Source organism: Nocardia sp. NPDC058497, assembly GCF_042720195.1.
Classification (GTDB): domain Bacteria; phylum Actinomycetota; class Actinomycetes; order Mycobacteriales; family Mycobacteriaceae; genus Nocardia.
The window spans coordinates 1-10,664 of record NZ_JBHXMY010000173.1 but is presented as its reverse complement, the minus strand read 5'-3'; the positions used below and the strand labels follow the sequence as shown (position 1 = coordinate 10,664).

The following is a 10,664-nucleotide window of genomic DNA, read 5'->3' as shown; positions in this document are numbered from 1 at the left end:
TCTGGGGGGGCCCCCCCCTCGGGCGCGGGGTTTGTTGGCCCGCGCCTCGACCCCCCCCACCGCTGCGAGTCCTACCCCCCCCCGCTACGGGGGGGCCGGGTGCCCGGGGGGGGCCCCCCGCTCGGCCAGTGCCGCGCGCAACCCCTCGACCGCGCGCGGCGTGAAGCCCTTGGCGACGATGCGCCGGATCTTGGTGTGCTTGGGCGGGTCCATGTTGAGCAGCAGCGCGCCGGTGAGCTCGATCTGCTCGGGCGTCACCTCGCCGGGCAACCGGATGACCGAGCCCTTGCGCTGCGAGGAGAACAGGTCGGGATTGCGCGAGATCTCTTTGATGTCTTCGTGTTTGGTGACCACCCAGTAGCCGCCGTCACGGAAGCCGCCCGACTGCGCGTCGGTCTGCGGGTTCCACCACACCGGCGCGGTCCGGCGCAGTTCGGCGAATTCCTGGACGGGGTTGCGGGTTTCCCAGAGTGCCGGATCGGTGAAATCGAATCCGGCGGGTAGCGACGGCGCTGACACGTTTCCTCCTGGAGGCCGACGGCGGTATTGACCCGGGGCGTTCAGCGGTGCCGACGACGGTAGCGGACGCGGCAGGGCTGCTGCAGCTGGACGACCATCTTGGAATGGTCGTTGCGGTAGGTGTCCGACGGCTGGGTCAGCTCGAACTCCCAGTCCCGCAACAGGATCGAGAAGATGGCCTTGAGCTGCATGAGCGCGAACGGCGCGCCGACGCAGCGGTGCCTGCCCGCACCGAAGGGGATCCAGGTCCAGCGGTTGACGATGTCGTCCTGACGCGGATCGAGATAGCGGCCGGGATCGAAGGCGTCCGGGTCGGGGAAGTCCGCCGGAATCCGGTTGGAGATCGCCGGCGTGGCGGCCACCATGTCACCCGGCGCGATCCGGTGCCCGCACACTTCGAACTCACCGCGGGCCAGGCGCATGAGCACGATCAGCGGCGGATGCAGCCGCAGGGTCTCCTTGAGCGCGGCTTCCAGATGCGGAATCTGGCGCAGCGCATGGTGACTGACCTCCGACCCGTCGGCATACAGCTCGTCGAGTTCGGTGACGACATCGCGCAGCGTCTCGGGATGGCGCAGCAGTTCGATGATCGTCCAGGCCGCGGTGCCCGAGGTGGTGTGATGGCCGGCGAACATCATCGAGATGAAGATGCCGGTGATCTCGCTCGCCGGAAACCGTGGGGCGCCGTTCTCGTCCGTGACCGACATCAGCACATCGAGCATGTCGCGTTCGGCCTTGCCGGTCGGCGCAGCGGCCGCCCGCTGATCCATGATCGCCTGTACCAGATCGACCAGTGCGGCCCGGGCGGCATCGCGCCGGGCGAAACTCTCGATCGGCGCGTACGGGTCGACGTAGGCCAGCGCGTCGGTGCCCTGCTCGAGTTCGTGGTAGAGGTGCGCGAAGCGGGCGTCGAGCTGATTGCGGAACTTCACGCCGATCAGGCAGGCCGAGGAGGTGTAGATGGTCAGTTCCGCGAAGAACTCGAGCAGATCGATCTCGCCCTCGTCGTCCCAGCCCGCGATCATCCGGTCGACCTCGCGGGAGATGGTGCCGGCGTGCCCGCGCATGTGGTCCGCTCGCAGCGCCTGATTGTGCAGCATCTCCTTGCGGCGTTCGGGCGGCGCGTCGAAGACCACCCCCTCGCCGAAGATCGGCTTCATGAACGGATAGGCCGCACCCTGGTCGAGGTCGTCGTCGCCGGCCCGGAAGAAGAACTCGTTGGCTTCGGCGCCGGACAGCAGGACGACGTTGCGTCCCGCGAGTTCGAAGGTCCCGACATCGCCACACTCGGCGCGCACACGCCGCATCAGCGCGATCGGGTCGGTGCGGAACTCGGCCAGGTGCCCGTGGTCTTCTTCGCCTCCGGACACGCGCCGCGGTATGACCAGCGTCATGGGGAATCCTTCCCGGAATACTGTCCAGATACACAATGGACACGTGTCTGGACAGTACTACGGTTGAGCCTGTGCGACAAGGCTCGGTGGAGTCGGGCGTGCTAGCTGCCGATCACCGGATCGGCCAGCATGCGGCGCGCGCAGACCTCGAGCAGGTCGGCCACCTCCGCGTAGGAGAGCAGGCCCATGCCGCCCTGGAGGAGAGCTCCGGCGTACAGAAGTTCCAGTGCCGCAAGCTGTTCCGGATCCTTCGTGCCGAGAGCTTGCGCGAGCCGATGTCGGATCTCCTTGCCGATACGCACCCGCAGGTGTCGCACGTCGGGGTCGTCGCCGAGCAGGGCGCTGCTGACCGCGCCCGCCAGGGCGGGTTCGTCGGCCACCAGCATCGAGACCTCGCGCAGGACGGCGACCACCCGTGTGGTCGGGTCGGCGTCACCGCCGTCCAGGGGTGGCATGGCGACCAGGCGGCGCCAGAAGACCTCGGAGATCAGGTGCTCTTTGGAGGAGAAGTACGTGTACGCGGTGGCGGTGCCGACGCCGGCCGCGGCGGCGACGAGCCGGATCGTGGTTCCCGAGTAGCCCTCCCTGGACAGCACTTCGACCGCTGCCACGGTGAGGCGGTCCACGGTATCGGCCTGTTTCTCCGTCAAGCGTCGTCGAGTTGCTTCGATGCCGGTAGGCGCGATTTCGGACATGTGTCTGGATGCTACTACAGCCTGGTGTATGGACAAATCACCGCGCGCACCCTTGCGCCTGTTCTAGGATCCGAACTATATTCCGTACACCTGTCCAGACATGTATCGGAGCCTTGCTATGAATGGCCTCGTCCCTGCCGAAGGCACGCCCCTGCTGATCGGCGGCAAGCTGATCCCAGGTGGCTCCGGCGTCTTCGCGACGATCAACCCGGCGACCGAGGAGGTGCTCGGCTACGCCGCCGACGCCTCGGCCGAGGACATGGACGCCGCCATCGGCGCGGCGCGCACCGCCTTCGACGAGACCGGATGGTCGCGCGACCCCGGATTCCGCGCTCATTGCCTGCGTCAATTGCGTGACGTCCTGGGCGACCACCTCGAGGAGCTGCGGGCGATCACGATCGCTGAGGTCGGCACCCCGGTGATGCTCACCAGCGGGCCGCAGCTGGAAGGCCCGATCGCCGATCTGTCCTACGCCGCCGATCTGGCCGAGAACTACACCTGGGAAACAGATCTCGGCACCAGAGCTCTGATGGGCGTCGCCAGTCGACGGGTGATCCGGCGCGAGGCAGTCGGCGTCGTCGGCGCCATCACGCCGTGGAACTTCCCGCACCAGATCAACCTGGCCAAGATCGGTCCCGCGCTCGCCGCCGGAAACACCGTCGTACTCAAACCCGCGCCGGATACACCCTGGTGCGCGGCGGTTCTGGGCCCGCTCATCACCGAACACACCGACATCCCCGCCGGCGTCGTCAATATCGTCACTTCCGCCGACCACGCCATCGGCGCGCAACTGGTCGACGATCCGCGGGTCGACATGATCACCTTCACCGGCTCGACCAGGACCGGCCGCTCCGTGATGGCAGGCGCCTCGGCCACGCTCAAGCGCACCTTCCTCGAACTCGGCGGCAAGTCGGCGGCGGTCGTGCTCGACGACGCCGATATCGCGGCGGCCGCGAGCTACACCGCGTTCACCGTCGCCGTCCACGCCGGCCAGGGCTGCGCCCTCACCACCCGGCTCCTGGTGCCGCGCACCGCCTACGATTCTGCGGTTGCCGCGGCTGCCGGGACGCTGTCCGGGCTGGCGGCCGGTGACCCGACGAACGCCGGAACCGTCTGTGGGCCGGTCATTTCCGCACACCAGCGCGCGCGGGTGGAGCGCTATCTCGAGATCGCCAAGGCCGAGGGCGGGCAGATCGTGGTCGGCGGCGGCAGGCCGGCGAACCAGGAACGCGGCTTCTTCATCGAGCCGACGCTCATCAGCGGACTCGGCAATACCGCGACCGTCGCGCAGGAGGAGATCTTCGGGCCGGTGCTCGTCGTGATCCCGCACGACGGCGACGACGACGCGATCAGACTGGCCAACGAATCGCCCTACGGTCTGTCGGGTTCGGTCTGGGGCACCGATCCGGATCGCGTGGAACGGGTGGTCGCGGGGGTGCGGACCGGGACGCTGAGCGTCAACGGCGGGCTCTGGTACCACGCCGACGCGCCGTTCGGCGGCTACAAGCAGTCCGGCATCGGCCGGGAGATGGGCGTCGCGGGGTTCGAGGAATACCTCGAGACCAAGCTCGTCGCCACTCCCGCCTGACACCGACACCATTCACAGGAGCTGAACAACCATGGCACGTTTCACCGGTCGCACCGCGATCGTCACCGGCGCGGCACAGGGCATCGGCGCGGTCTACGCCGCGGCGCTCGCCGCGGAAGGGGCAAATGTCGTCGTCGCCGATCTCAATGCCGAGCGCGGCGCCGAGGTTGTGGCGAAGATCGTCGCGGAGGGTGGCACCGCCGCCTTCTGCCGCGTCGACGTCGCCGATCCTGAATCCGCCGTCGCGCTGGCCGAATTCACCGTCGCCGAGTTCGGCGCCATCCATCACCTGGTGAACAACGCCGCGATCTACGGCGAGATGAAGCTCGACCTGCTGCTCACCGTGCCGTGGGACTACTACAAGAAGTTCATGGGAGTGAACTTCGACGGCGCGCTCAATGTGACGCGCGCGGTGTGGAAGCCGATGATCGCGGCGGGCGGCGGTTCCATCGTCAACCAATCCTCCACGGCCGCCTGGTTGTACTCCGGGTTCTACGGGCTGGCCAAGGTCGGGATCAACGGACTCACCCAGCAGCTGGCGACCGAGCTCGGCGGCTCGAAGATCCGGGTGAACGCCATCGCGCCCGGCCCGATCGACACCGAGGCCACCCAGACCGTCACACCAGGAAACCTGGTGAAGGACATGGTGTCCCGCATTCCGATCAAACGGATGGGCACGCCGCAGGACCTCGTCGGCGCCTGCCTGTATCTGCTCTCGGACGACGCGAGCTGGGTCACGGGGCAGATCCTGAATGTCGACGGCGGGCAGATCATCCGATGACGACCGAAACAGACTGTCTCCCAGTCGGATTCATCGGACTGGGCAATATGGGCACGCCGATGGCGCGGCGACTGCTGCAGTGGCCGGGCGGTCTCACCGTCTGTGACGTGCGCGCCGAGGCCACGGCGCCGTTCGTCGAGGCGGGAGCGCGGGCGGTCGCCGATCCGGCGGCGCTGGCGGCGGACACGCGCGTCATCTGCGTGACGGTGGTCGACGACGCGCAGGTGCGGGAGGTCGTCACCGGTCCGGCGGGCATTCTGCGCACCGCGGTTCCCGGCACCGTCGTCGCGGTGCATTCGACGATCGGTGACCGGACCGCGGAAGAGCTCGCCGCGCGATGCGCCCAGCAGGGGGTCGAGTTCGTCGACGCGCCGGTCAGCGGCGGAGCCCCCGGCGCCACCCACGGCAGCCTGGCCGTGATGGTCGGCGGTAGTGCTGCCGCGGTGGACCGGATCAGGGCGCCGTTCGGGTGCTTCGCCGACCTGATCGTGCACGCCGGCGAGGTCGGTGCGGGAACGCGAATGAAGCTGGCGCGCAATCTGTTGCACTTCATCTCGTTCACCGCCGCCTCCGAGGCCCAGCGCCTGGCCGATGCCGCCGGACTCAGTCTCACCGCGCTCGGCAAGGTGGTGCGTCACTCCGACGCGGTGACCGGCGGCCCCGGCGCGATCATGCTGCGCGACACCACCGCGCCGCTGGACCCCGACGACTTCTGGTTCCCCATCCTCGGCCATGTGCGCGACCTCGGCGAGAAGGACCTGTCCCTTGCCCTGGAACTCGGTGACCGGCTCGGGGTCGATCTGCCGCTCGCGCAACTCGCCATCGTCCGGCTCGCCGGTGGGCTCGGCGTCGCCGGTCCCGTGCTCGACAAGGAGACATCATGACCACCAACGGAAACACCCCGACCGACGCCAGGCAGCATGGGCTGGCCAAGATGAGCGAGGTCTACGGCTGGGATTTCGCCGACGGCCCCGGCGACTACTTTGCGGTCACCGCAGACCACCTGTTCGGCGAGATCTGGTCGCGCCCCGCGCTGACCGTGCGGGAACGGCGGCTGCTACTGCTCGGCGCACTGACCGCGCAGGGGCATCTGGATATCGCCGAGATCCAGATCGGGGCCGCGCTGCGCAACGGGGAGCTGTCGGAGGAACAGCTTCGCGAGATCGCGCTGTTCCTGTGCCATTACGTGGGGTGGCCCGCGGGCACGAAGCTCGACGGCGCCGTCGGCAAGGTGGTCGCGCAGGAACGTCGCAAGAAGTAGCCGCCTGTTGCACGCCCCTGCGACGTGGTCGGACGGTGGAGAGGGACCGGCGAGTAGCATCCAGACGCATGTCCGAAAGCGATTCCATCAGCCTCGAAGCGACGCGGCGGCGTTTGACCGACAAGCAGGCCGACACGGTCGACCGGCTCACCAAGGCCGCGCTGCGGGTGCTGGCCCGCGACGGCTTTTCCGGCATGACGATCCGGCTGGTCGCGGCCGAGGCCGGCGTCGGCACGGCGACCGCGTACACCTACTTCTCGTCCAAGGAACACCTGGTGGCCGAGATCTTCTGGCGGCGGCTGCTCGCTTCGCGGTCGCCTGCCAGCGAGGATCCGGACTCGACCGTGCGCGTCGTCGCCGAGCTCCGCAATATCGCCCTGCTGGTGGCCGACGAGCAGGAATTGTCGGGCGCGGTCACCAGCGCATTGCTCGGTGGCGACCCGGATGTCGAGCACCTGCGGACCCGCATCGGGATCGAGATCCGCGGCAGGATCGCGCGAGCGCTCGGCCCGGACGCCGACGAAGAGGTCATCGAATGGCTCGAGATGATCTACGCGGGGGCGCTGGTGCGTGCCGGGATGGGCTACGAGTCGTACTCGAAGATCGCCGACCGGATCGAGCGGGCCGCCCTGCGGATTCTGCAGAGCCCGGCTGCGGCTGCCGACTGACGTATCCCGCGGGCGCCCTGTGGGTGGCCGCATCCCTATCGGGCATGCGCAGAGTGCGGCAACGGTAGAGGAGCCAATCGGCACGGCTGTCGTGACCCTGTCGTGGCAGCTGCTCTATGCGGTTGGTTGCTGCGATGGTGGAGCCCTGGTGGGGATCGGGGGAATGGGGTCGGGGCTCGGGCCGGGCGGGGGAGGGTCAGGCGCGGGACCGGGTGGGACCGGTGCGGGGGGAACGGGGTCGGGGCGGGGTGGGGGAGGCTGGGCGGGCTCCGGTGGTGTCGGCGGAATGGGTTCCGGTGGGTTGGGGAGTGGGGGTTGGGTCATCGACATCGGCCTCCTTCAGATGGTGGGCGGTCAGCGGAACAGTTCCCGCGCTTTGGTTTTCGCGCCCTGGACGAGCATGTGCCAGGCGTTGGGGTCACCGCGCAGGACGGCCGCCGCGGTGTGCTCGATCTGTTCGAGGGTGGCGTGTGGCGGGATCGGTGGCACTTCGGGATCGCAGCGCACGTCCAGCAGGACCGGTTCGTGTGCACTGAGCGCCTGGTCCCACGCCGGTCCTACCTCCTCCGGACGGTCCACCGCGATCGCGGTCAGGCCCTCCGCGCTGGCGATCTCGGCATACGACACATCCGGAAGTTCTTGGGAATCGGTGAATTTCGGCGCTCCCGACATGGCGCGCAGTTCCCAGGTGACCTGGTTGAGGTCGTTGTTGTGGAAGACGCAGACCACCAGATGCTGGTCGGGCCAACGGTCGCGGTAGCGGCGGATGGTCAGTAGTTCGGTCAGTCCGTTCATCTGCATCGCGCCGTCACCGACCAGAGCGATCACCGGCCGATCGGGATGGGCGAATTTCGCGCCGAGCGCGTAGGGCACCGCCGCCCCCATCGACGCCAATGTGCCCGACAACGATCCGCGCATTCCGTGCCGCAGCCGCAGGCAGCGGGCATACCAGGTGGTCGAGGACCCGGAGTCCGCGGTGACGATCGCGCCCTCGGGCAGCCGGCTCGACAGTTCCCACACCACCCGCATCGGGTTGACGGGGTCGGCATCGAGCATGGCCTGGCGTTCGACGGTTTCCCACCAGCTCGCCACGTTCTTCTCGATCTGGTCGCGCCAGCTCGGGTCGCGATCGGTGGAGAGCTGTTCGGTCAGTGCGGACAGGGTCGCCGCGGCGTCGCCGATCAGGTTCACCTCGGTGGGATAGCGCATGCCGATGCGGGTTCCGTCGGCGTCGATCTGCACGGCCCTGGCGGTTCCTGGCTCGGGCAGGAATTGGGTGTACGGGAAGTTCGAGCCGACGATGAGCAGGGCGTCGCAGTCGCGCATCATCTCGTAGCTGGGCCGGGTGCCGAGCAGGCCGATCGAGCCGGTGACGAAGGGGATGTCGTCGGGCAGGACATCCTTGCCCAGCAAGGCTTTCGCCACGCCCGCACCGAGCCGCTCGGCGACGGCGAACACTTCGTCGGCAGCGCCGTGTGCGCCCTGGCCGATCAGTATCGCGGGCCGGGTGCAGTGGTTCAGTAGTTGGGCGGCGGCGGCGATGTCTTCCCGCGGCGGCAGCGCGCGGGCCTGGTGCAGATCGTCGGGCGGGCTCGAACCAACATGTCCGAAGCCGACTTCCGGTGGGCGGAACTGTTCCTGCTGCACATCGGCGGGAACAATCACCACCGCGGGGGCGGACCGGGTGGTGGCTACCCGGATCGCGCGGTCGAGCGCGGCGGGCAGCTGGTCCGGTACATCGATTTCCACGAGGTATTCGGAGGCGACATCCTTGAACAGGCTCTGCAGGTCGATCTCCTGCTGGAAACCGACCCCGCGGGCGCCGCGTGCGGTCTGGCCGACCAGTGCCAGCACCGGTGCGTGATCGAGTTTGGCGTCGTAGAGGCCGTTGAGCAGGTGGATCGCGCCCGGCCCCGACGTGGCAGCGCAGACACCGATCCGGCCGCTGAACTTGGCGAACCCGGTCGCGGCGAACGCCGCCATCTCCTCGTGCCGGGTCTGCACGAACGCCGGACGGCCTGCCCGGCCGAACGCGGCGACCAAGCCGCCGATTCCGTCACCGGGATAGCCGAACACGTGCTCGACTCCCCACTCCTGGAGCCGGGCGACTATGTGGTCACCCACTTCGATACCCATGGCCACCTCCAGTGTTCGGGAGCCACCACGTCGGTCGTCTCCGGATCGGCATGCCTCCTGGTGCCGATATGCCCAGGTCGGCACCGATGAAACCGCAGCCCCGCGACAGGGCGGTGATTGGGCGACGGCCGCATCGGCGGCGCCCTCCTGGTCTTCGGCGAACACCGCCGAGTGAAGGCCCGCGAGCGGTAGCACACCGGGCATCGACAGCCAGCCGGTCTTCGAACGCGAGGCGCGGTGCGTCGTTTGGCCCGGTTCAGTGCGGGCACGCGCGATGTATGACCAAACAGGTGAGGGCCGAATCATTCTGGATGGACTCCACCGGAACAACCGCCTATCCACGACTCGAGCAGGACGTGACCGTCGATGTCGCGGTGGTCGGGGGCGGGGTCACCGGGCTGTGTAGCGCCTGGGAGCTTGCGCGAACCGGTCGTTCGGTGGTTGTGCTCGAGGCCGACCGCATAGCCGCCGGAGTGACCGGTTATACGACTGCGAAACTCACCGCTTTGCACACACTGATCTATGGCCAGATCACCTCAACTTTTGGTGCGGACGCGGCATGTTCTTATGCCGAATCCCAGCAGGACGCGATCGACCATGTCGCGCTCACCGTCGCCGACCTGGGCATCGACTGCCAATTCGAACGGTGCCCCGCGTTCACTTATGCGCAGCGTGCGGACGGGACGGAAAAGATTCGAGACGAGGTCGCGGCGGCGCGGGCGGCGGGGTTGCCGGCTTCGCTGGTCACCGAGACCGGGCTGCCGTTTCCGGTGGCGGCGGCGGTGCGGGTGGAGGATCAAGCGCAGTTTCATCCGCGCCGCTACCTGCTGGCGTTGGCCGAGGCGTTCACCGTGCGCGCCGGCGCGATCTATGAACGAACCAGGGTTGTCGGCCTCGAGGAGGGCGCGCCGCATGTGCTGACCACCGAGTCGGGTGCGCGGGTGCGCGCGGGTGCGGTGGTGGTGGCGACCCACTACCCGGTGTTCGATCGGGCGTTGCTGTTCCCCCGGCTGACGCCGAGCCGTGCGCTCGTCGTCGCCGGCTCGATTCCGGCGGCACAGGACCCGGGCGGCATGTACATCACACCCGAGGACAACACCCGCTCGGTCCGCACCGCGCCCTACGACGATGGACAGCGGTTGCTGATCGTCACCGGCGAGCGGTTCACCCCGGGCCAGGGCGAGGTCGCCCAGCGGTTCGAGTCGCTGACGGCGTGGACTACCGAGCGGTTCCCGGACGCGCGGATCCGCTACCGGTGGGCCGCCCAGGACAACGTCACCACCGACAATCTGCCCTATGCCGGATTGCTGCATGCCGGCGCGGAGAATGTCTACGTGGCCACGGGGTACGGCGGGTGGGGCATGAGTAACGGGGTGATGGCCGCACGGCTGGTGACCGGGCTGATCACCGGCGACCGCCTGCCCTGGACCGACCTGTTCGACCCGCGGCGACTGCCTCCGATCACCGAGGCCGGTTCCCTGCTCGAGGCCCAGGCCAAGATCGTCAAGCACTTCGTCGGCGATCGGCTACGGACCTCGCACGTCGACTCCGTCGACGACATCACCCCCGGCGCCGGCGCGGTGGTACGCGTGGCCGGGCACCGGTGCGCGGTGTACCGCGTC

10 protein-coding genes are annotated in these 10,664 nt (G+C 68.5%); 6 read left to right on the top strand and 4 right to left on the bottom strand.

What is annotated here, in order from left to right:
* Window positions 1–84: 84 nt before the first annotated feature.
* From ACFWPJ_RS14370 to ACFWPJ_RS14360, 3 genes are all read right to left on the bottom strand, one after another.
* Complete coding sequence (locus ACFWPJ_RS14370; protein ID WP_378851122.1) at window positions 85–519, bottom strand: hypothetical protein; 435 nt, start codon at window positions 517–519, stop codon at window positions 85–87.
* A gap of 41 nt (window positions 520–560) precedes the next feature.
* Window positions 561–1,913 carry a cytochrome P450 gene (locus ACFWPJ_RS14365; protein WP_378851119.1) on the bottom strand — a complete coding sequence of 451 codons (1,353 nt, stop codon included), beginning with the start codon at window positions 1,911–1,913 and terminating at the stop codon, window positions 561–563.
* A gap of 101 nt (window positions 1,914–2,014) precedes the next feature.
* Window positions 2,015–2,608: a TetR/AcrR family transcriptional regulator gene (locus tag ACFWPJ_RS14360; protein WP_378851116.1), complete on the bottom strand. Its 594-nt coding sequence runs from the start codon at window positions 2,606–2,608 to the stop codon at window positions 2,015–2,017.
* Window positions 2,609–2,726: 118 nt separating this feature from the next.
* Here ACFWPJ_RS14360 and ACFWPJ_RS14355 point away from each other — a divergent pair, with 118 nt between their 5' ends.
* The 5 genes from ACFWPJ_RS14355 (at window position 2,727) to ACFWPJ_RS14335 (ending at window position 6,906) form a co-directional block, all read left to right on the top strand.
* Window positions 2,727–4,196: an aldehyde dehydrogenase gene (locus ACFWPJ_RS14355; RefSeq protein WP_378851113.1), complete on the top strand. Its 1,470-nt coding sequence runs from the start codon at window positions 2,727–2,729 to the stop codon at window positions 4,194–4,196.
* Window positions 4,197–4,227: 31 nt separating this feature from the next.
* Entirely contained in the window at window positions 4,228–4,977 is a 750-nt protein-coding gene (locus ACFWPJ_RS14350; protein WP_378851111.1) for an SDR family oxidoreductase, read from the top strand.
* Window positions 4,974–5,861 (top strand): NAD(P)-dependent oxidoreductase, encoded by an 888-nt coding sequence (locus tag ACFWPJ_RS14345; RefSeq protein ID WP_378851108.1) that lies wholly within the window; start codon window positions 4,974–4,976, stop codon window positions 5,859–5,861. The genes ACFWPJ_RS14350 and ACFWPJ_RS14345 overlap by 4 nt, the downstream gene beginning before the upstream one ends.
* Window positions 5,858–6,238, top strand: coding sequence for a carboxymuconolactone decarboxylase family protein (locus tag ACFWPJ_RS14340; protein WP_378851105.1), 381 nt, complete (start codon window positions 5,858–5,860; stop codon window positions 6,236–6,238). Before ACFWPJ_RS14345 ends, ACFWPJ_RS14340 begins: the two co-directional genes overlap by 4 nt.
* A gap of 68 nt (window positions 6,239–6,306) precedes the next feature.
* Window positions 6,307–6,906: a TetR/AcrR family transcriptional regulator gene (locus ACFWPJ_RS14335; protein WP_378851103.1), complete on the top strand. Its 600-nt coding sequence runs from the start codon at window positions 6,307–6,309 to the stop codon at window positions 6,904–6,906.
* Between the two features lie 354 nt (window positions 6,907–7,260).
* On the opposite strand, the gene ACFWPJ_RS14330 is transcribed toward ACFWPJ_RS14335, so the two are convergent.
* Complete coding sequence (locus ACFWPJ_RS14330; protein ID WP_378851100.1) at window positions 7,261–9,042, bottom strand: thiamine pyrophosphate-requiring protein; 1,782 nt, start codon at window positions 9,040–9,042, stop codon at window positions 7,261–7,263.
* A gap of 290 nt (window positions 9,043–9,332) precedes the next feature.
* On the opposite strand from ACFWPJ_RS14330, the gene ACFWPJ_RS14325 reads away from it, so the two are divergent.
* On the top strand, window positions 9,333–10,664 hold a 1,332-nt coding region (locus ACFWPJ_RS14325), incomplete at its 3' end, for an NAD(P)/FAD-dependent oxidoreductase (RefSeq protein ID WP_378851097.1).

Coding starts and splice junctions, on each gene's coding strand:
- ACFWPJ_RS14365 (WP_378851119.1), bottom strand. CDS start 1,913: ATGACGCTGGTCATACCGCGGCGCGTGTCCGGAGGCGAAGAAGACCAC.
- ACFWPJ_RS14360 (WP_378851116.1), bottom strand. CDS start 2,608: ATGTCCGAAATCGCGCCTACCGGCATCGAAGCAACTCGACGACGCTTG.
- ACFWPJ_RS14355 (WP_378851113.1), top strand. CDS start 2,727: ATGAATGGCCTCGTCCCTGCCGAAGGCACGCCCCTGCTGATCGGCGGC.
- ACFWPJ_RS14350 (WP_378851111.1), top strand. CDS start 4,228: ATGGCACGTTTCACCGGTCGCACCGCGATCGTCACCGGCGCGGCACAG.
- ACFWPJ_RS14345 (WP_378851108.1), top strand. CDS start 4,974: ATGACGACCGAAACAGACTGTCTCCCAGTCGGATTCATCGGACTGGGC.
- ACFWPJ_RS14340 (WP_378851105.1), top strand. CDS start 5,858: ATGACCACCAACGGAAACACCCCGACCGACGCCAGGCAGCATGGGCTG.
- ACFWPJ_RS14335 (WP_378851103.1), top strand. CDS start 6,307: ATGTCCGAAAGCGATTCCATCAGCCTCGAAGCGACGCGGCGGCGTTTG.
- ACFWPJ_RS14330 (WP_378851100.1), bottom strand. CDS start 9,042: ATGGGTATCGAAGTGGGTGACCACATAGTCGCCCGGCTCCAGGAGTGG.